Genomic DNA, 18,252 nt, shown 5'->3' on the forward strand with positions numbered 1-18,252 from the left:
CGCTTGCGCGGGGGAGGGGGCCGCTTTCAGCCTTCGACCATTTCGGCGAGTTCCAGCCAGCGCTCCTCGGCGGCGTCCTTGTCGGCGCGGACCTTTTCGAGCGCGGCCATCAGAGCATCGAACTTCTTCGGGTCCTTGGCATAGAGGTCCGGGTCGGCGAGTTGCGCCTCCCCGCGCGCGATCGCGGCGTCCAGTTCCTCGATCCGCTTCGGGAGCAGTTCGTAGTCGCGCTGGTCCTTGTACGACAGCTTGCCCTTCTTTGCCGCTTGCGGCGGGGGAGGGGTTGCCGCCGCTTCGCTGGCGCCGCCGCCGCCGCCGCTTCGCGCCACGGGCTTGCCGGCTTCGCGGCTCTTGCGGATCTTTTCCCAGTCGGCATAGCCGCCCGCCACGATATCCACCTTGCCCGAACCATCGAGGCCGAGCGTGATGGTCACCGTGCGATCGAGGAAGTCGCGGTCATGGCTGACAATCAGCACGGTGCCTTCGTAATCGGCGATGACTTCCTGCAGCAGGTCGAGCGTTTCGAGATCGAGGTCGTTGGTCGGCTCGTCGAGCACCAGCAGGTTCGACAGGCGCGCGAATTCGCGGGCGAGGAGCAGGCGCGAGCGCTCGCCGCCCGACAGCGTGCCCACGCGGGCTTCGACCAGGCCCGGATCGAACAGGAATTCCTTGAGATAGCCCTGGATGTGCTTGCGCGTGCCGCGCACGTCGATCCAGTCGCTGCCTTCGGCAAGCACGTCGCGCACGCGCTTGTCGGGCGCCATCAGGCTGCGCTGCTGGTCGATCATCACGCCCGACAGCGTTTTGGCGAGCGTGACCGTGCCCGTATCGGGCGCAAGTTCGCCAGTCAGCAGCTTCAGCAGCGTGGTCTTGCCCGCGCCGTTCGCGCCGACCACGCCGATGCGGTCCTTGCGCGTGATGCGCAGCGTGAAGTCCTTGATGATCGTGCGATCGCCGAACTTCTTCGAAACGTTTTCGGCGACGATCACCGCCTTGCTCTTGGCCTCGTCGTCGGTGCCCAGGGCCAGCTTGGCGGTGCCTTGCGGGTTGAGCATCGCCGCGCGGGTGGCACGCATCTCGTAAAGCTTTTCCAGCCGGCCCATGTTGCGCTTGCGCCGCGCCGTGACGCCGCGTTCCAGCCAGTGCGCTTCGATCTTGAGCTTGGCGTCGAGCTTGTCGGCCGCGCGCGCTTCCTCGGCGTAGACCTGCTCCATCCACGCTTCGTAGCCGCCGAAGCCGATGTCCTTGCGCCGCAGCGATCCCCGGTCGAGCCAGAGGGTGGCGCGGGTCAGGCGCTCGAGGAAGGTGCGGTCGTGGCTGATCACGACGAAGGCGCCCTTGTACCGCTGCAGCCAGTCTTCGAGCCAGTCGATCGCGGCGAGGTCGAGGTGGTTGGTCGGCTCGTCGAGCAGCAGCAGGTCGGGATCCATAGCAAGTGCGCGGGCGAGCGCGGCGCGCCGGCGCTCGCCACCGCTCGCGCTTTCGGCCTTGCGGCTCATGTCGATGCCGAGCTGGCCGGCGATAGCCTCGACCTCGTAGCGTTCGGGTGCGTCGCTGCCGGACAGGGCGAAGTCCATCAGCGTGTCGAACCCGGTGAAGAAGGGGTCCTGCTCGAGCGTCACGACCTTGATTCCGGGCTGGATCGAGCGCTTGCCCTTGTCGCCCTCGATCTGCCCGCCGATCAGCTTGAGCAGCGTCGACTTGCCCGCGCCGTTGCGTCCGATCAGCGCGAGCCGGTCGCGCGGGGCGATGTGGATGTCGATGTCGCGGAAAAGCCAGCTGGTGCCCTGGTTGAGGCCGAGGCCTTCCCAGCTGAGGATCGGTGCTGCTGCCATAACCCGCAGCGCCTAGCTTGCCGGGGGCAGTGATGCAATCGCGCCACCTGCGGTGTGAACCTTGTTCGACAGCCCCATTCAGAGCTTGTTCAATGCGCAAACGATAGGCATCTCCGCATCATGCATCGGAAAATGCCCCTGCTCGCGGCTGTTGCCGCGCTCGCTCTCCTGCCCGCCGGGCCCGCGCGCGCCGAGCCGCGTGGCGAACAGGACGAAGCGCGCCGCGACTTGCGCGCGGGTAACGTCCAGTCGCTGCGCGACATCGAACGGCGGGTCCTGCCGACCAAGCAGGGCATGCAGTACCTCGGCCCCGAATACGATCCGGCGGCGATGGCCTATCGGCTCAAGTTCATTCGCGACGGCCGGGTCGTGTTCGTCGACGTCGACGCGCGCACCGGCAGGGTGTTGAGCGAATCACGCTGAACGCGGCCGGTCCGGCCTGTTTCTTGACCGTTCAGGTTCTTGGGACCATCTAGCCCCTGACAACGTTTGGCGCACGAAGCTCCGCAGGCGGAGCGCAGCGCAAAAAGGGGCAACCGTACATGCGTATCCTGATCGTCGAGGACGAACCCACGCTCGGGCGACAGCTCAAGACCACGCTCGAGCAGAACGGCTACGCGGTCGATCTGTCGGTCGATGGCGAGGACGGCCACTTCATGGGGTCGACCGAGGAATACGATGCGGTGATCCTCGACCTCGGCCTGCCCGAAATCGACGGGCTGACCGTGCTGGGCATGTGGCGCAAGGAAGGCCGCAAGTTCCCGGTGCTGGTGCTCACCGCGCGCGACAGCTGGTCGGACAAGGTGGCCGGCCTCGATGCCGGCGCCGACGACTACCTCGCCAAGCCGTTCCAGACCGAGGAACTGATTGCCCGCCTGCGCGCGCTGATCCGTCGCGCCTCGGGCAATTCGTCGAGCGAGCTGATCGCCGGGGACGTGCGGCTGGATACCCGTTCGGGCCGCGTCACGCTCGACGGCGAGCCGGTCAAGCTGACGGCGCAGGAATACAAGCTGCTGTCCTACCTGCTGCACCACAAGGGCAAGGTGGTCAGCCGCACCGAGTTGATCGAGCACATCTACGACCAGGACTTCGACCGCGATTCGAACACGATCGAGGTCTTCGTCACGCGCATCCGCAAGAAGCTCGGACCCGACGTGATCACCACGATCCGGGGCCTTGGCTACAGCCTCGACGACCCGGCGCTGCCGAAGCGAGGCTGAGGGCAGGCACGCGGCGCCGCCCAGCCAGCGATGGATACGCAACCCGCCGTCCAGAACGCGGTGACGCCCGGGCAAGCGAGCCCGGCACCGCACACCGGCTCGCTCGCCCGGCGCATGCTGCTGATCGCGTTCGCGTGGATCACGGTGCTGCTACTGGGCGGGGGCATCGCGCTCGACCGCACGCTGTCGGGCCTCGTCGTGCGCAATTTCGACGAGCAGCTCGGCTACATGCTCACCGCGATGGTCGCGTCGGCCGAGATCGGGCCCGACGGCGAAGTGTTCTTCAACCGGCCGCTTGGCGACCAACGATTCCTCGAGCCGAACTCGGGCCTCTACTGGCAGATTTCAGGGCAGGGGCACGAAGACTTCCCTTCTCGCTCGCTGTGGGATCGCACGCTCAAGCTCAAGAACGATCATTTCGACACCGAGCCGCACATCTACGATTCGGACCAGTTCGAAGGCGAACGGCTGCGCGTGATAGAGCGCAGCGTGATCCTGCCGGGCAGCAATACGCTTTGGCAGTTCTCGGTCGCCGCCAGCCGGGGCGAGATCGATGCGCAATTGCAGCGGATCCGGTCGATCCTGCTCTGGTCGTTCGTGGTGCTCGGGCTCGGCCTGATCGGCATGGCTTCGCTGCAGACCTACTACGGGCTTTCGCCGCTGCGCCGCGTCCGCCGGGCGATCCAGCACATGCGCGAAGGCGGCGCGGCGCGTGTCGACGAGCCGCTGCCGCTCGAAGTCCAGCCGCTCGTGGTCGAGCTCAACGGATTGCTCGAGCATTCGGAGCGACAGGCGGCCGAGGCGCGCACCCATGCCGGGAACCTGGCGCACGCGCTCAAGACGCCGTTGACGGTGGTGATGAACGCAGCGACCGCGCGGGCCGACGACCTGTCCGATACCGTCATCCGCGAGGCGGCGGTCATGCGGCGGCAGGTCGACCACCACCTCGCCCGCGCCCGCGCGGTCGGCCGCCGCGCCACCGGCCTGTCGCGCGCGCTGGTGTGGGAGAGCGTGGAGGCGGTCGAGCGCGCGGTATCGCGCCTCTATCCCAAGGTGCGCTTCGACATGGACGGCAACAAGGAGGCGCTTGTCGCGATCGAGCGGCAGGACCTCGACGAGATCCTCGGCAACCTGATCGAGAACGCCGCCAAGTACGGCGGTGGCTCGGTGTTCATTACGGTCGATGCATCGCCGCTCGATGCCAAGTTCTGCGATATCTGGGTCGAGGACGACGGCCTCGGCATCCCGGAGGATGCGCGCGAGCGGATCTTCGACCGCGGCGCGCGGCTCGATACCGGGAAGCCCGGGACCGGCCTCGGCCTCGCCATCGTGCGCGACGTCGCCGAGCTCTATGGCGGCTCGGTCACGCTCGGCGAAAGCGAGGATCTGGGCGGGCTGCTCACGACACTGCGCCTGCCCCGCAGCGCGGCGCCGCGCTGAGGCCGTCGTCGCGCGTCAGGCCCGCGGATGGGCGCTGCGATAGGCTTCGAGCAGCGTTGCGGCGTCGACCTTGGTGTAGATCTGCGTCGAGGACAGGCTCGCGTGGCCGAGCAGCTCCTGCAGCGACCGCAAGTCTGCGCCCGCGCCCAGCAGATGCGTCGCGAACGAATGGCGCAGCGCATGCGGGGTCGCCGTCGCCGGGAGACCGAGCGCGACTCGCGCGCGCGCAACGGCGCGCTGGATCATCGCCTGCGCGAGCGGTCCGCCCTTCGCGCCACGGAACAGCGGCTCGTTGCGGGCGAGCGGATAGGGTACGCGCGCGACGTAGTCATCGACCGCTGCACGCACCAGCGGCAGCAGCGGGACCACGCGCTCGCGGCCGCCCTTGCCACGTACCAGCAGCGTTTCGCCGAGCGGGAGGACACTCGCGGGCAGCGACAGCGCCTCGGCAATGCGCAGGCCCGCGCCGTAGAGCAGCAGCAGGACCGCGCGGTCGCGCGCGGCGATCCAGTCGTTCGCGGCGTCTTCGGCTACCGTTGCCGCGAGCCCGACGGCCTCGTCCGGGGTGATCGGGCGGGGGAGGCCCTTCTTGATCCGTGGCCCGCGCAGGCGCGGCGCTCGCGCCTCGGGATCGCCGGCCTGCGCGCGGGCGAAGGCAAGGAAGGCGCGCAAGGCCGAGAGTTCGCGCGCGGCCGAGGCGTTGCCGATGCCGTCCGCGCGGCGCTTGCCGAGCTGCGTGCGCAAGGCAGCTGCTTCTAGCCCGGCCAGCGACGTCCAGGTCTGGCCGTCGGGAAGGGCGTCGAGCAAGCGGGCGGCGGTTGCATGATAGGCGCGCACGGTATGCGGCGAGCGACGGCGCGCGTGAACCAGATGGTCGTGCCAGGCGCGCAGGATGTCGCCGCGGTCGATCATGCGAGAAGGTCGGCCGCCACGAGCTCGCCGAGCAGCCCGTCGAGGACCGCCATTCCTGGCCCGGTCACGCGCAACACGCCTCCCGGATCGTCCACGTTGTCCTCGGTCGCAGGCGTTTCCTCGAGATATCCCATCTCGCGATAGAAACGCCGTTTTGCGCGATCGATCAACTGGTCCTCCGCGAGCTCGAAGCGCCGGGCCAGGGCGCGAGGACGAATGCCTTCGGCCAGGCGCAGGCCCATCATCACCGCCTCGGCCGCCTGTTCGCGATTGCCCAGTCCGCGTTCTTCGCAAAGACCCTGCCCGCGAGAGGCCACCGCATCGAGGTAGTTCTCGGGCTTCTTGTGGCGCACCGTCGCAGCCCCGTTGCGCCGGCCATGGGCGCCAGGTCCGATGCCGACGTAGTCGCCATAGCGCCAGTAGGTCAGGTTATGGCGGCTCTCCTCGCCGGGGCGCGCGTGGTTGCTCACCTCGTAGGCGGGAAGCCCTGCGCTTGCGGTCATGTCGCGGGTGATCGCGAACAGTTCCGCGGCCTCGTCGTCGTCCTGGGGGACCAGTTTTCCCTGCCGGACCAGCGTGGCGAACTGCGTGCCCGGCTCGATCGTCAGTTGATACAACGACAGGTGGCCGGTGCCGAAGGCGAGCGCCTGCGCAAGTTCTTCCCGCCACGAGTCGGGCGACTGGCCGGGGCGCGCGTAGATCAGGTCGAAGCTCACGCGTCGAAACGCGGACTGTGCCAGATCGAGAGCTGCGAGGCTCTCCGCCACGCTGTGCATCCGGCCCAGAAAACCGAGAGTTTGGTCGTTGAGCGCTTGCAGACCGAGCGAGACGCGATTGACCCCGGCTCGTGCCAGATCGGAAAACTTGCCTGCTTCCACCGACGAGGGATTGGCTTCGAGCGTGATCTCCACGTCTTGGGTCAGCTTCCAGTAACTTCCTGCGCGGTCGATCAATTTTTCGACGAGCGCGGGCGGCATGAGCGATGGCGTTCCTCCCCCGAAGAAGATCGAGCCGATCTCCCGTCCTTCCGTCAATCCGGCTTCGAACGCCATATCGGTTAGTAAAGCCTGTTCCCAAGCGGCCTCGTCTAAATGCGAGCGGACATGGCTATTGAAATCGCAATAGGGGCATTTCCTAAGACAGAAAGGCCAGTGTATGTAGAGGGCCAAAGACATCGGGCGCATCACTTTGGTTGAATTCAGAGCCTGTCGGGAAACGAGATGCGAGCGCTTGCTCGCGCCCGCGGTGGCGTACTTGTAATTTTTCTTTTAACGACAAGTATTTGCCCCGCTGTGGCGCGCGATAACATGACAGTCGGAGCTTCCCGCTCCGGTCCAGCTGCTTCCGCGGCCGCGTCGGCTGTCCCGGCCGATGACATTTCGCAGCAATTGCTCGATGCGCACAATGGCGAGCGGCTCCGCCTCGGCCTTCGTCCGCTCGCCTGGAGTGAAACCCTTGCTTCCGCCGCGCGCGAATGGGCCGAGCAGCTCGCGCGGATCGACGATCTGGAGCATTCCGACAATTCCGATCGCAGCAACATGGGCGAGAACCTGTGGATGGGGACGAAGGGCGATTTTACGCCCGAGGAGATGGTCGACGGGTTCATCGATGAGCGCAAGGACTTCACGCCGGGGACGTTTCCGGATGTGTCGCGCACCGGCGACTGGGCCGACGTCGGCCACTATACCCAGCTGATCTGGCCCGACACGAAACAGGTCGGCTGTGGCATCGCTCAGAACCGGCAGAGCGAAGTGCTGGTTTGCCGCTATTATCCTGCCGGCAATGTCGACGGGGAGCAGGTGCCTTAGGCGAACTGCGCAGCGACGAGCTTTGCAAACGCATCGGCACGATGGCTGATCGCGTGCTTCTCGGCCGGATCGAGTTCGGCAAAGGTTCGGGTATCGCCCAGCGGTACGAAGACCGGGTCGTAGCCGAAGCCCATCGTCCCGCGCGGCGGCCAGGTCAGGGTGCCTGCAGCGCGGCCCTCGTAGACGGCCTCTGCGCCATCGGGCCAAGCGATCGCCAGCGTGCAGGCGAACCAGCACTCGCGCGAGGCGGCGGGGCCCAGTTGGGCGAGACGGCCCTCGACCTTGCCCATCGCCATGTACCAGTTCCGTCCCGGTCCGCCCTCGAAGGGCGCCGCCTCAGCCCAGTCTGCGGTATAGACACCCGGCGCGCCGCCGAGTGCGGCGACGCACAGGCCCGAATCGTCGGCCAGCGCCGGCAGTTGCGCGGCGCGTGCCGCAGCATGCGCCTTGATCAGCGCGTTTTCCGCAAAGGTCGTGCCGGTCTCTGCGGGCTCGGGCAGTCCCAGATCGCCGGCCGAGATGCAGTCCATCCCGTAGGGCGCCAGCAGCGCCCTGATCTCGCCGAGTTTGCCCTTGTTGTGCGTGGCGATGACCAGCTTGCCCGGCGCGAGCCTGGTCATCGGGCGACGGCCTTTTCCTGCGCGGCGAAGATCTCGGCGCAACCCATGCGCGCAAGGCGCAGCAGGCGCAGCAGGCCTTCCTCGTCGTAGGTCGCGCCCTCGGCGGTGGCCTGAACCTCGGCGATGTGGCCGCCCTCGATCAGCACGAAGTTGGCGTCGGCGTCCGCCGAGGAATCCTCGACGTAGTCGAGGTCGAGCACCGGGGTTCCCTGGTGGATGCCGCAGGAAATTGCCGCGACCTTGCGCGTCAGCGGGTCTTCCTTGATCGCGCCGCTGTCGAGCAGCGATTGCACCGCGAGCCGCAACGCCACCCACGCGCCCGAGATTGACGCGGTGCGGGTGCCGCCATCGGCCTGGATCACGTCGCAGTCGAGGGTGATCTGGCGCTCGCCGAGCTTCTTGAGGTCGGTCACGGCGCGCAACGAGCGGCCGATCAGGCGCTGAATTTCCTGCGTGCGGCCGGACTGCTTGCCCTTTGCGGCCTCGCGGCTGCCGCGCGTGTGGGTGGCGCGGGGCAGCATCGAGTATTCGGCCGTCACCCAGCCTTCGCCCTTGCCGCGCAGGAACGGCGGCACGCGCTCTTCGATCGAGGCGGTGACCAGCACCTTGGTGTCGCCGAAGCCGATCAGCACGGACCCTTCGGCGTGCTTGGTGAAGCCGGTCTCGATCGAGATGGCGCGCATTTCATCGGCGGCACGGCCGGAAGGTCGCATGGGGTGTTCCTCGCAAAGCACGGAGTGACGGAAATTGCGGCCAGCCTCTGGCGCATTGGTCTTGAGCCTGCAAGGGCCGTGGCTAAATTGGACGATGCCATGACCGGACCGACGCTCCCCGAACTGTCCACGCGCGCGCGCGACATCTTTCGGCTGGTCGTCGAAGGCTACATTGCGAGCGGCCTGCCGGTGGGGTCGAAGACGCTGGCCGGATCCGGCGCGGTCAACCTGTCGCCCGCCTCGATCCGCTCGGTGCTGCAGGAGTTGCAGGACGCCGGGCTGCTGGCGGCGCCGCATACGAGCGCGGGGCGGATGCCGACCGAGATGGGGCTGCGGCTGTTCGTCGACGGGATCATGCAAGTGGCGGAACCCTCGATCGCCGAGCGCGAGCAGATCGAGCGCGGCCTTGCCAGCGGTGGCACGATCGAAGCCGCCCTGGCGGCGGCCTCGCTGGCGCTTTCCGAGCTGTCGGCCGGGGCAGGGGTGATCATGGTCCCGCGGCGCGAGGCGCGGCTGGTTCAGCTTTCCTTCGTGTCGCTCGGCCCGCAGCGGGCGCTGGCGGTGATGGTGGCCGAGGACGGCAGTGTCGAGAACCGGGTGCTCGATCTTCCCGCTTCGGTCGGCGCGGTCACGCTTGAGCAGGCGTCCAACTATCTCACCAGCCGCCTTGCCGGGCGTACGCTGGCCGAAGCGTTGACGGCGATCCGCGCCGAGATCGCCGGCGGGCGTTCGGCGCTCGATGCGGTGAGCGCCGATCTGGTGCAGCGCGGGCTGGCGGTGTGGTCGATCGACGCGGCGCAGCGGCCGGTGCTGGTGGTGCGGGGGCAGGCGAACCTCCTCGACGAGGCCGCGCTGCACGACATCGAGCGGGTGCGGTTGCTGCTCGAGGAACTAGAAGGCGCCGAGGCGATCGCCGGCGTGCTCGACGCCGCGCGCGAAGCCGAAAGCGCGCGCATCTTCATCGGCAGCGAGAACCGCTTGTTCTCGCTTTCGGGCTCTTCGGTGATCGCCTCGCCGTGGCGCGATCTCGAAGGGCGGGTGGTCGGCGTGGTCGGGGTAATCGGCCCCACGCGGTTGAATTATGCGCGGGTTGTCCCCATGGTGGATTTCACGGCTCAGAGCTTGAGCAAACTTATCGCACAGGACGGATTTTCGAGAAAATGACCGAGAACGAGACGCGCCCGCAGGATGCCGAGGCAAAGGCCGAACTGGAAGGCGTGCCCGAAGACCTGGTGCTCGGCGCCGGCGAGGAAGAAGCTTCGAGCGGCGAACTCGAGGCGGTGAAGGCCGAGCTCGAAGCGGCCAGGCAGGATGTGCTCTACGCTAAGGCTGAAACGCAGAACCTGCGTCGCCGCATGGAGAAGGACATCGCCGATGCGCGCGCCTATGCCGCCACGTCGTTTGCGCGCGACATCCTTTCGGTCGCCGACAATCTCTCTCGCGCGCTCGATTCGATCCCGGCGGAACTGCGCGAGGACGACAAGACGAAGAACCTGGTGACCGGGCTCGAGGCTACCGGTCGCGAGATCGAGAAGGTCTTCGGCAGCCACGGGATCGTGCGCATTGCCGCCAAGGGCCTGCCGCTCGATCCGCACCAGCATCAGGCGATGCTCGAGATTCCTTCGGCCGACGTCGAACCGGGCGTGGTGCTCCAGGAACTCCAGGCGGGCTACATGATCAAGGATCGCCTGCTGCGTCCGGCGATGGTCGCCGTCGCCAAGAAGCCCGACTGATCGACGACCCTGGCGGGGAACCCGCCGGGCGCTCTCCTCGTAGTCCACTGGAACGGATTGCGAGGAGAATGTCGATGGTATCGAAGCTTTTCATCCCGGTTCTGGCCGGCGGACTGGCGCTCGGCGGGTGCGCCAGCAACTATGCCGGCGAAGGTGCGCTGGCCGGTGGCGCCGGGGGCGCCTTGATCGGCGCCGCGACCGGCGGCGACGTGGCCACCGGCGCGGCGATCGGCGCTGCGGCCGGGGGTGCGGTCGGTTCGTTGATCAAGAAGAACGGACGCTGCTACCGGCGCGACGCGAACGGTTACGAATATCGCGTCCGCTGCTGATCAGGCCTCGGAGAGGATTTTGGCGAGGTGCGCAGCCCTGGACGTAAGCGCCTGCAGCCGCGGTGCGCTGACCTCGCGCTGAAACGACGAATAGTCGCATTGCAGGTTGGGGTTGGCGAAGCACGCAACGACGTGGTCGCCATCCGTCCGCACATGCATCTTCGAATGTACGAGGTCGTTCCGGATCGGCAGGAGTTGCGCCAAGTCGGCAAGAGCAAGATCGACATTGCTCTTGCGCTCCTGCGGAATGGCGCTGTTAGGCTTGGCCTTCCTGAGCCGCTCGATCTTGCTGCTGATCAGTTCGCCCTTTGCCTGGCAATTGAGCTTCCGAAGCAGCAAGTCGATCGTGGCTTCCGCTTGCGCAAACGCGTCGATGGCTCGGCTACGCCAGATGTGGAGCGATTGTTCTGTTGTGGAGGTCGCCATGCTGCATCACGGTACGGGATCAGGATAAACGACCAGTAAAAGGGTTCAGCTCCGCCAGAACTTCCCTTGCCGGCGCTCCTGGTACCGGCGCGCCGCACGCCGCCAGAAACCAGTGCCGGACAATTTCCGCCTGTTGTTCGATGCCATATCCGTCGAACGGGCGACCCGGGATCGGTCGGTAATCGTACCGGCAGAAGGGGTGGCGCATCAGCGGCAGCCACCACTTCCCTCGCTGCTGGGCCTGCCAGACGTGCACCATCTCGTGGATGAACAGGCCCTGCGCGCCGAGCGACGCCGTGGCGAAGTCATCCTGCCAGTGTGGCCCCTCCGGGTGAAAATGGATGTGCCCCATCGGCGCCATCACGGTATTGCGCGGCTGGAACGGGAAGAAGCGACGCCGCCGCAACCGCACCTGGTCGAGCGCAATGGCATCGCCGAACACCCTGCGCGAAAGGGCGCGCTCTCCGGTCGTCAGCGCGCGTTCCGCCTCCACCGCCGCTTCACATCTTCATGTCGTGGCCGGCCATGGCATCGTCACCTCCGAGGCCCTCGACCTTGGCGGCGACGCTGACCTTGTCGCCATCGTCCAGGGTCATGGTGAGCTCGGCCGTGCCGCCTGCCTTGAGCGCTTCGCCGATGCCGAACAGCATGACATGATACCCGCCGGGCGCGAACTGCACGGACTTGCCCGGTTCGAGCGGGACTTCACGCACTGCTTTCATGCTCGTCACGCCATTCTTGGTCGCGCTCTCGTGGATCTCGGCACGCTCGACGCCATCGACATGGATGGCGGCGATCTTGCGCGGAGCGCCCGCACCCTGAGTGACGGTCAGATAGGCGACGCCGGGATTGCCGGGAACGGCCGGCAGGCGAACGATGGCGTCGGACACGGTAATGCCCGGGGCCGCTTCCGGCCCTGCGGCCGCGGGCGGCGAAGCGGTTGCCGCCGCGCTCGCTTCCGGGTTGGCGCCCTGCTGTTTCCCGCAACCGGACAGCGTCACGGCCATGCCGGCAAGAAGGGCGAGAGACAGGGCGCGCATCGGTTTCCTCTACATTGCTGAAACTGTGCCCGACCTAGTGCGGGCCGGGCCTTGTGCCAAGTGGAAGCGCACCTATATCGCCCCTCGTCGGAGCCGCACAACGCCGCCTGCCCGGCAGGGGGGCGAGCGATTTCGCGGTGTCTCATCTGGAAGGAATTGGGGAAACCATGGCTAAAGTTATCGGTATCGACCTCGGCACGACCAACAGCTGCGTCGCGGTGATGGACGGGGGCACGCCCAAGGTCATCGAGAATTCGGAAGGCGCGCGCACGACGCCTTCGATCGTCGCCTTCACCAAGGACGGCGAACGCCTGATCGGTCAGCCGGCGAAGCGCCAGGCGGTGACCAATCCGGACAACACCATTTTTGCGGTCAAGCGCCTCATCGGTCGTCGCTTCGACGATCCGCTGACCCAGAAGGACACCGAGCTCGTCCCCTATTCGATCACTAAGGGGAAGAACGGTGATGCCTGGGTCAAGGCCGGCGGCCAGGACTACAGCCCGTCGCAGATCTCGGCGTTTACGCTGCAGAAGATGAAGGAAACCGCCGAGAGCTACCTTGGCGAGACCGTCACCCAGGCGGTGATCACGGTTCCGGCCTACTTCAACGACGCGCAGCGCCAGGCGACCAAGGACGCCGGCCAGATCGCGGGTCTCGAAGTGCTGCGCATCATCAACGAACCGACCGCGGCCGCGCTCGCCTATGGTCTCGACAAGCAGGACGGCAAGACCATTGCCGTCTACGACCTCGGCGGCGGCACCTTCGACATCTCGATCCTCGAGATCGGTGATGGCGTGTTCGAGGTGAAGAGCACCAACGGCGACACCTTCCTCGGCGGCGAGGACTTCGACACCGCGCTGGTCGAGTATCTCGCGGACAAGTTCAAGTCGAAGGAGAACATGGATCTCCGCACCGACAAGCTTGCCCTGCAGCGCCTGAAGGAAGCCGCGGAAAAGGCCAAGATCGAACTGTCGAGCGCCCAGACTACCGAGATCAACCTGCCCTTCATCACCGCGCGCATGGAAGGCGGCAGCACCACCCCGCTGCATCTCGTCGAAACGATCACCCGCGCCGACCTTGAAAAGCTCGTCGCCAAGTTGATCGAGCGCACGCTCGAGCCTTGCCGCAAGGCGCTGGCCGATGCCGGCGTCACCGCCAAGGACATCGACGACGTCGTGCTCGTCGGCGGCATGACCCGCATGCCGCGCGTTCGCGAAGTGGTGAAGGACTTCTTCGGCAAGGACCCGCACACCGGCGTGAACCCGGACGAAGTCGTGGCCATGGGCGCGGCGATCCAGGCCGGCGTGCTGCAGGGCGACGTCAAGGACGTGCTGCTGCTCGACGTGACCCCGCTGTCGCTGGGCATCGAGACGCTGGGCGGCATCATGACCAAGATGATCGACCGCAATACCACGATCCCGACCAAGAAGAGCCAGGTCTACTCGACCGCCGAGGACAACCAGCAGGCGGTGACGATCCGCGTGTTCCAGGGCGAGCGCGAGATGGCGCAGGACAACAAGCTGCTCGGCCAGTTCGACCTCGTCGGCATTCCGCCGGCGCGGCGCGGCGTGCCTCAGATCGAGGTGACCTTCGACATCGACGCCAACGGTATCGTCAACGTCAGCGCCAAGGACAAGGGCACCGGCAAGGAGCAGCAGATCCGCATCCAGGCCTCGGGCGGTCTGTCCGACGCGGACATCGACCAGATGGTGCGCGATGCGGAGAAGTTCGCCGAAGAGGACAAGAAGCGCCGCGCCGATGCCGAGGCGAAGAACAACGCCGAAAGCCTCGTCCATGCGACCGAGCGCCAGCTGGAGGAGAACGGTGACAAGATCGAGGCTTCGCTGAAGGCCGAGATCGAGGCCGCGATCGCCGAAGCCAAGACCGCCATCGAAAGCGGAAACGCCGACGAGATGAACGCCAAGACCCAGGCGCTCACCGAGAAGGCGATGAAGATGGGCCAGGCGATCTACGAGAAGGAGCAGGCTGCGGCTTCGGCTCCGGGCGGCGGCGCCCCGAAGGCGGACGACGACGTGGTCGATGCCGAGTTCTCGGAAGTCGACGACACCAAGTAATGTTGCGATGAAACCGGACCGCCGCTCGCGTGCAATCGTGGGCGGCGGTTCGTGCATCTAGGGAACCGCGATGTCGGTCGAGATCGATTTCTACGAGCTCCTCGAAGTGGAGCGCACCGCGGACGACAAGACGCTGAAGTCCGCGTACCGCAAGCTCGCGATGAAGTTCCACCCGGACAAGAACCCGGGGTGCAAGGACAGCGAAGCCAAGTTCAAGCAGATCAACGAGGCCTATGCCTGCCTGTCCGATCCGCAGAAGCGGGCGGCTTATGATCGCTATGGCCACGCCGCGTTCCAGCAGGGCGGCGGCGGGGCTGGCGGAGGCTTCGGCGGTGGCGCGGAATTCGGCGATCTCGGCGACATCTTCGAAAGCATCTTCGGCGCAGGCTTCGCCGGCGGACGGAGCCAGCCACGGCGCGGCGCGGATTTGCGCTACGACATGGAAATCACGCTCGAGGACGCGTTTCACGGCAAGCAGGCCGAGATCGAAGTCGAAATCTCGCAGCGGTGCGATCCCTGCGACGGAACCGGCGCGCAACCGGGCACGTCTGCGCGTCGCTGCAACTTGTGCGGTGGCCACGGCAAGGTCCGCGCGCAGCAGGGCTTCTTCATGGTTGAGCGGCCGTGCCCCAATTGCCACGGCCGCGGCGAGGTGATCGAGAAACCCTGCCGCAGTTGCCGCGGCGAGGGGCGCGTCGATGCCGAGCAGAAGCTCGAGGTCCAGATTCCGCCGGGGGTGGACAACGGCACTCGCATCCGCCTTGCCGGAAAGGGCGAGGCCGGTCCGTTCGGCGCACCGGCAGGCGACCTCTACATCTTCCTCCATGTCAAGCGCCACCGCGTGTTCGAGCGCGACGGCACCACGCTGCTGACCCGGGCGCCGATCAGCTTCACTACCGCTGCGCTGGGTGGGTCGATCGAAATCCCCGGGCTCGACGGCGAGCGCCACGCGATCGACATTCCGGCGGGCATCCAGTCGGGCAAGCAGCTGCGCAAGCGCGGGGCCGGCATGCCGGTGCTGCAGGGACGCGGTCAGGGTGACCTCGTGGTCGAGATCCAGGTCGAGACGCCGACGCGCCTTTCGGCCCGGCAGAAGGAACTGCTGCGCGAGTTCCAGGCGACCGAGACGGGCGAGGAATGCCCGCAGTCGAAGGGCTTTTTCGAGCGCATCAAGGATGCCTGGACCGACCTTACCGAGTAGCGCGGCGGCAACGTCGCTTCAGTCCTGCGCGAAGGCCGCGCGGACTTCCTGCTCGATACCAACGACAAGGCCCGGCTCGGTGACGAGGCGGGCCTTTTCCTCGTCGAGGATGGCGAGGAACGCATCGCGCTTGAAGCGGCGCACGACCACCGCATCGAGCGACGGTTCGATGGTCGAGGCGATCAGGTCGATGGTCCGCTCGGCGCCGTGGAGCCGGCCCCACAGGTAGTCGTTCTCGCGATAGGCGCGGCTGAAGAAGGCGCCGAAATTGAAGAATTCGACGCCGCGCAGGCAGTCGAACGTGCCGCCGGGACGGATCGCAGTGGCGTCGTCGGGCGATATCCTGTCGACCTTGACCGGATCGAATTCGCCCATGCCTTCGCCCTGCAGCAGCGGCAATGTCGCCACGTCGTAGAACGGGAAGCCGAGGTAGGCGTGAAGGAAGCGCCGTCGCAGCGGCTTGTCCATTGCCGCGAGCGCAGCCACGATCATCGCGTCGACCTGCAGATCTATGCTGGCGAGATCGCGCCGGGCCGCGATGGTTGCGAGCGCGGCGGCGGGATCGCGGGTTGCAATCGCGGCGGTCTCGGCAAAGCCGGGGCCCAGTCCTGCCGCGGTCGCGCGCCCCTGGTACAGCGCCTGCGCGCGATAGACCATGTCGCGCGCCGCCTCGCGCGCGGTTGGGGCAATGCCTTCGGCTTCATCCCAGTCGTGCGTCAAACGGCGGGCGAGCAGCTTGAGACGGCGGACGCGGAAGGCAAGGTCGTGGCTGCGGAAGAAGCCGATCGCTTCGGGGCGGGCGCCGCCCCGCAATTCGGCGAGGCGATCGAGTCCCTGTGCGGAAAGGTGGCTCCACAGCGCCGTTTCCACCGCACCGCGCGGCGCGGCATCGGGCGCGGCTTCGAAGATTACGGCGGCGAGATCGGCGACGATCCCCGCGAGCTTGACCTGGGCATAGCCGTGGAAGGCGAAGCCCGCCTGTTCGGCGGCGGCCTGCTGCGCCTTGTTGCGCCATCCGGTCAGCCGCTTGACCGTGGGGGAATCGAAGAACAGCGTGAAGCCGAACAGCCTTTCGACCGCCTCTTCGATCTCCGGCTGGAGCGCATCGACGATGGCGCGCATCCGTGCCCTCTCGCGCGACTGCTGCTCGAGCGCTTCGAGATTGTCGCGGATCGGCTGTTCGCGCGGGATCGACGAAAGCGAGCCGAAGATCGAAGAGAAGAAGCCGACCGTCGCGCCGCCGCGGGGGGCGATGCGCATGTGGTCGGGGCTCGGATCGATATAGACGAAGCGGCGGTCGACCTCGCGTTGCGCGGGTCGATCGCGCAGAACTCCGATGGCTTGCGCGAACGGTCGGTTGACCAGCACCGCACCGTCCACCAGCGCGGCGCCCTCGATCTCGCCGCGCTTCCAGCGAACCGGCATGATCCGTTGCAGGAAAGCGGAGCGTGTCGGCCAGGCGAGCGCGCGTTCGGCCACCAGCCGGTCCGCTTCGCCGATCGTCAGCGGCGGAAATGCGCCCGGAAAGCTCGCCGTCGCACGCGCCGCGAAGACCAGTTCGGGGACCGGCGCCAGTTCCTCGCCGGCGCCCGCGCCCATTGCCTTGCGAAACCCGATCGACAAACGATGCTCGCTCTCGGTGACTTGCGCGGGGCTGTTGAGCCGGAGTTCCTCCGGGTGTCCGTTGAAATCGGTGACGGTTACCTGGAGGTCGAGCGGATGGCCCTGCGGCAGCAGCGGCTGCCCGTCGGCATCCCCATCGCCGACGCTTTGCGCCATCGCGTCGAGCGCCTCGGCGATCAGGCGCGAAAAGCCGATGCCGCTGAACGGCGGAGCGAACCAGCGTGCGCGGATCAGGCGCGAGACCTTGCGCCGGACTTCGGCGCGGGTCTGAGGGGCGACCGTGCGCGAGACCACGTTGCCCGGCCACTTGAGAACGAACCACACGATCGGCTGCGCCCAGATCTTGGCGAAGCGGCTCCACGGCTTGGCGTCGGGATCGAGCAGCACGTCGACGTCGGCGCGGTCGAGCCAGAGGTGGGTCAGGGGCTCGAGGCTCTGGCCGGTGGCGAGCGCCTGGGCGAGGAACACGCCGTTGATTCCGCCCGCGCTTGCGCCCGAAACGATATCGGGGAGCAGCCGCAGCCGCAGGTCGCGGGTCAGCTGCGCGGTCTCGAACATCGCACGATAGACGCCCTCGACTCCAAGTGAGCGGTCGTCGCCGCGATGGAAGGCGCGGCTGGCCCGGGTGGCGTGCCAGATCTCCTTGGTCACTCCGTGCATGTAGACCGCAAGGCTGATGCCACCGTAGCAGACAAGCGCGATGCGGAGTTCCTTCTGGCACATGGCCGCAGCATGGCAGCCTGCGCTCGCTTGCGCCAGCACCGAGCCGCAGCGCCTGCGGAACCCGCACCGAATCCGCGCATTTCAGGGCCGAGTGAACACTTTATGAAAGGCACGGATCATGGTTGAAGAACGCGTGGTCGAAATCGAGCGTCCTGCCGGTTCGACGCACACCCACACTACCGTCTACGACGACCGCCCCCGTTCGGGTGGCGGCGCGGGCTGGTTTATGGCGATCGTCGTCGTACTTGCCCTTGCCGCGGCGCTCTATTTCTTCGCCAACATGTCGGACAGCCGCGCCTCGCGCGACAATGCGATCGCCGGTGCGGCGGAACATGTCGGCGCGGCGGCGGAGAAGGTCGGCGACGCGGCCCAGACGGCAGCCGAAAAGGCCACCGACAAGTAAACGACGGCATTGTAAACTGCATCGACAAAAGAGTGCACGCGGCCCGCCCGCGCGCGCTCTTTTGCGTCTCTTTTCTGTCTTGCGCATCTCGAAAGACCTGTCAGATTTACCGACGCTTTACGTCCGGGGGGTAGGACGGTCGCAAGCGACG

At 66.9% G+C, this 18,252-nt stretch carries 19 protein-coding genes; 10 read left to right on the forward strand and 9 right to left on the reverse strand.

Annotated features, from left to right (window positions below):
• Nucleotides 1–26: 26 nt before the first annotated feature.
• Complete coding sequence (locus tag K3A85_RS12200; protein ID WP_225206801.1) at nucleotides 27–1,835, reverse strand: ABC-F family ATP-binding cassette domain-containing protein; 1,809 nt, start codon at nucleotides 1,833–1,835, stop codon at nucleotides 27–29.
• Nucleotides 1,836–1,955: 120 nt separating this feature from the next.
• Between K3A85_RS12200 and K3A85_RS12205 the strand changes: the two genes are divergently transcribed.
• From K3A85_RS12205 to K3A85_RS12215, 3 genes are all read left to right on the forward strand, one after another.
• Nucleotides 1,956–2,258, forward strand: coding sequence for a PepSY domain-containing protein (locus K3A85_RS12205; RefSeq protein ID WP_404822930.1), 303 nt, complete (start codon nucleotides 1,956–1,958; stop codon nucleotides 2,256–2,258).
• A 119-nt stretch (nucleotides 2,259–2,377) separates the two neighbouring features.
• Nucleotides 2,378–3,055 carry a response regulator transcription factor gene (locus K3A85_RS12210; protein WP_225206803.1) on the forward strand — a complete coding sequence of 226 codons (678 nt, stop codon included), beginning with the start codon at nucleotides 2,378–2,380 and terminating at the stop codon, nucleotides 3,053–3,055.
• A 30-nt stretch (nucleotides 3,056–3,085) separates the two neighbouring features.
• Nucleotides 3,086–4,495: a sensor histidine kinase gene (locus K3A85_RS12215; RefSeq protein WP_225206804.1), complete on the forward strand. Its 1,410-nt coding sequence runs from the start codon at nucleotides 3,086–3,088 to the stop codon at nucleotides 4,493–4,495.
• A 15-nt stretch (nucleotides 4,496–4,510) separates the two neighbouring features.
• Here the strand turns inward: K3A85_RS12215 and K3A85_RS12220 are convergent, their stop codons facing one another.
• Both K3A85_RS12220 and hemW read right to left on the reverse strand, forming a co-directional pair.
• Nucleotides 4,511–5,407, reverse strand: a complete 897-nt coding sequence (locus tag K3A85_RS12220; protein ID WP_225206805.1) for a tyrosine recombinase XerC — start codon at nucleotides 5,405–5,407, stop codon at nucleotides 4,511–4,513.
• The gene (gene hemW / locus K3A85_RS12225) at nucleotides 5,404–6,582 is read right to left on the reverse strand and encodes a radical SAM family heme chaperone HemW (protein ID WP_225207346.1); all 1,179 of its coding nucleotides are present in this window, start codon (nucleotides 6,580–6,582) and stop codon (nucleotides 5,404–5,406) included. Before hemW ends, K3A85_RS12220 begins: the two co-directional genes overlap by 4 nt.
• Before the next feature lie 213 nt (nucleotides 6,583–6,795).
• Here hemW and K3A85_RS12230 point away from each other — a divergent pair, with 213 nt between their 5' ends.
• The gene (locus K3A85_RS12230; RefSeq protein WP_225206806.1) at nucleotides 6,796–7,215 is read left to right on the forward strand and encodes a CAP family protein; all 420 of its coding nucleotides are present in this window, start codon (nucleotides 6,796–6,798) and stop codon (nucleotides 7,213–7,215) included.
• Here K3A85_RS12230 and rdgB read toward each other — a convergent pair.
• On the reverse strand, nucleotides 7,212–7,835 hold the full coding sequence (gene rdgB / locus K3A85_RS12235) for an RdgB/HAM1 family non-canonical purine NTP pyrophosphatase (RefSeq protein WP_225206807.1): 624 nt from the start codon (nucleotides 7,833–7,835) through the stop codon (nucleotides 7,212–7,214). The genes K3A85_RS12230 and rdgB overlap by 4 nt on opposite strands.
• The gene (rph, locus tag K3A85_RS12240; RefSeq protein ID WP_225206808.1) at nucleotides 7,832–8,548 is read right to left on the reverse strand and encodes a ribonuclease PH; all 717 of its coding nucleotides are present in this window, start codon (nucleotides 8,546–8,548) and stop codon (nucleotides 7,832–7,834) included. Before rph ends, rdgB begins: the two co-directional genes overlap by 4 nt.
• 99 nt (nucleotides 8,549–8,647) lie before the next feature.
• On the opposite strand from rph, the gene hrcA reads away from it, so the two are divergent.
• The 3 genes from hrcA (at nucleotide 8,648) to K3A85_RS12255 (ending at nucleotide 10,610) form a co-directional block, all read left to right on the forward strand.
• Nucleotides 8,648–9,712 carry a heat-inducible transcriptional repressor HrcA gene (gene hrcA / locus K3A85_RS12245; protein ID WP_225206809.1) on the forward strand — a complete coding sequence of 355 codons (1,065 nt, stop codon included), beginning with the start codon at nucleotides 8,648–8,650 and terminating at the stop codon, nucleotides 9,710–9,712.
• Nucleotides 9,709–10,281, forward strand: coding sequence for a nucleotide exchange factor GrpE (locus K3A85_RS12250; RefSeq protein ID WP_225206810.1), 573 nt, complete (start codon nucleotides 9,709–9,711; stop codon nucleotides 10,279–10,281). The genes hrcA and K3A85_RS12250 overlap by 4 nt, the downstream gene beginning before the upstream one ends.
• Nucleotides 10,282–10,355: 74 nt before the next feature.
• Entirely contained in the window at nucleotides 10,356–10,610 is a 255-nt protein-coding gene (locus K3A85_RS12255; protein WP_225206811.1) for a glycine zipper domain-containing protein, read from the forward strand.
• On the opposite strand, the gene K3A85_RS12260 is transcribed toward K3A85_RS12255, so the two are convergent.
• Genes K3A85_RS12260 through K3A85_RS12270 form a run of 3 tightly spaced genes read right to left on the reverse strand, consistent with a single transcriptional unit; the run spans nucleotide 10,611 to nucleotide 12,043 of the window.
• Nucleotides 10,611–11,036 carry a hypothetical protein gene (locus K3A85_RS12260; protein ID WP_225206812.1) on the reverse strand — a complete coding sequence of 142 codons (426 nt, stop codon included), beginning with the start codon at nucleotides 11,034–11,036 and terminating at the stop codon, nucleotides 10,611–10,613.
• Nucleotides 11,037–11,055: 19 nt separating this feature from the next.
• Nucleotides 11,056–11,529, reverse strand: coding sequence for a vgr related protein (locus K3A85_RS12265; RefSeq protein ID WP_225206813.1), 474 nt, complete (start codon nucleotides 11,527–11,529; stop codon nucleotides 11,056–11,058).
• A gap of 7 nt (nucleotides 11,530–11,536) precedes the next feature.
• On the reverse strand, nucleotides 11,537–12,043 hold the full coding sequence (locus K3A85_RS12270; RefSeq protein ID WP_225206814.1) for a copper chaperone PCu(A)C: 507 nt from the start codon (nucleotides 12,041–12,043) through the stop codon (nucleotides 11,537–11,539).
• A 200-nt stretch (nucleotides 12,044–12,243) separates the two neighbouring features.
• On the opposite strand from K3A85_RS12270, the gene dnaK reads away from it, so the two are divergent.
• Both dnaK and dnaJ read left to right on the forward strand, forming a co-directional pair.
• A complete protein-coding gene (gene dnaK, locus K3A85_RS12275) occupies nucleotides 12,244–14,151 on the forward strand; it encodes a molecular chaperone DnaK (RefSeq protein ID WP_225206815.1) in 1,908 nt (635 codons plus the stop codon).
• Between the two features lie 70 nt (nucleotides 14,152–14,221).
• Complete coding sequence (gene dnaJ / locus K3A85_RS12280; RefSeq protein WP_225206816.1) at nucleotides 14,222–15,352, forward strand: molecular chaperone DnaJ; 1,131 nt, start codon at nucleotides 14,222–14,224, stop codon at nucleotides 15,350–15,352.
• An 18-nt stretch (nucleotides 15,353–15,370) separates the two neighbouring features.
• Here dnaJ and K3A85_RS12285 read toward each other — a convergent pair whose 3' ends face one another.
• Nucleotides 15,371–17,698 (reverse strand): patatin-like protein, encoded by a 2,328-nt coding sequence (locus tag K3A85_RS12285; protein ID WP_225206817.1) that lies wholly within the window; start codon nucleotides 17,696–17,698, stop codon nucleotides 15,371–15,373.
• 118 nt (nucleotides 17,699–17,816) lie between these two features.
• Between K3A85_RS12285 and K3A85_RS12290 the strand changes: the two genes are divergently transcribed.
• Nucleotides 17,817–18,101, forward strand: coding sequence for a hypothetical protein (locus K3A85_RS12290; RefSeq protein WP_225206818.1), 285 nt, complete (start codon nucleotides 17,817–17,819; stop codon nucleotides 18,099–18,101).
• The last annotated feature ends 151 nt before the right edge of the window (nucleotides 18,102–18,252 follow it).

Origin of the sequence: Novosphingobium huizhouense, assembly GCF_020179475.1 — a bacterium.
Lineage (GTDB): Bacteria > Pseudomonadota > Alphaproteobacteria > Sphingomonadales > Sphingomonadaceae > Novosphingobium > Novosphingobium huizhouense.

What these genes read in the sequence shown, in the direction of transcription:
- K3A85_RS12200 (WP_225206801.1), bottom strand. Translation starts at nt 1,835, where the DNA reads ATGGCAGCAGCACCGATCCTCAGCTGGGAAGGCCTCGGCCTCAACCAG.
- K3A85_RS12205 (WP_404822930.1), top strand. Translation starts at nt 1,956, where the DNA reads ATGCATCGGAAAATGCCCCTGCTCGCGGCTGTTGCCGCGCTCGCTCTC.
- K3A85_RS12210 (WP_225206803.1), top strand. Translation starts at nt 2,378, where the DNA reads ATGCGTATCCTGATCGTCGAGGACGAACCCACGCTCGGGCGACAGCTC.
- K3A85_RS12215 (WP_225206804.1), top strand. Translation starts at nt 3,086, where the DNA reads ATGGATACGCAACCCGCCGTCCAGAACGCGGTGACGCCCGGGCAAGCG.
- K3A85_RS12220 (WP_225206805.1), bottom strand. Translation starts at nt 5,407, where the DNA reads ATGATCGACCGCGGCGACATCCTGCGCGCCTGGCACGACCATCTGGTT.
- hemW (WP_225207346.1), bottom strand. Translation starts at nt 6,582, where the DNA reads ATGTCTTTGGCCCTCTACATACACTGGCCTTTCTGTCTTAGGAAATGC.
- rdgB (WP_225206807.1), bottom strand. Translation starts at nt 7,835, where the DNA reads ATGACCAGGCTCGCGCCGGGCAAGCTGGTCATCGCCACGCACAACAAG.
- rph (WP_225206808.1), bottom strand. Translation starts at nt 8,548, where the DNA reads ATGCGACCTTCCGGCCGTGCCGCCGATGAAATGCGCGCCATCTCGATC.
- hrcA (WP_225206809.1), top strand. Translation starts at nt 8,648, where the DNA reads ATGACCGGACCGACGCTCCCCGAACTGTCCACGCGCGCGCGCGACATC.
- K3A85_RS12250 (WP_225206810.1), top strand. Translation starts at nt 9,709, where the DNA reads ATGACCGAGAACGAGACGCGCCCGCAGGATGCCGAGGCAAAGGCCGAA.
- K3A85_RS12255 (WP_225206811.1), top strand. Translation starts at nt 10,356, where the DNA reads ATGGTATCGAAGCTTTTCATCCCGGTTCTGGCCGGCGGACTGGCGCTC.
- K3A85_RS12260 (WP_225206812.1), bottom strand. Translation starts at nt 11,036, where the DNA reads ATGGCGACCTCCACAACAGAACAATCGCTCCACATCTGGCGTAGCCGA.
- K3A85_RS12270 (WP_225206814.1), bottom strand. Translation starts at nt 12,043, where the DNA reads ATGGCCGTGACGCTGTCCGGTTGCGGGAAACAGCAGGGCGCCAACCCG.
- dnaK (WP_225206815.1), top strand. Translation starts at nt 12,244, where the DNA reads ATGGCTAAAGTTATCGGTATCGACCTCGGCACGACCAACAGCTGCGTC.
- dnaJ (WP_225206816.1), top strand. Translation starts at nt 14,222, where the DNA reads ATGTCGGTCGAGATCGATTTCTACGAGCTCCTCGAAGTGGAGCGCACC.
- K3A85_RS12285 (WP_225206817.1), bottom strand. Translation starts at nt 17,698, where the DNA reads ATGTGCCAGAAGGAACTCCGCATCGCGCTTGTCTGCTACGGTGGCATC.
- K3A85_RS12290 (WP_225206818.1), top strand. Translation starts at nt 17,817, where the DNA reads ATGGTTGAAGAACGCGTGGTCGAAATCGAGCGTCCTGCCGGTTCGACG.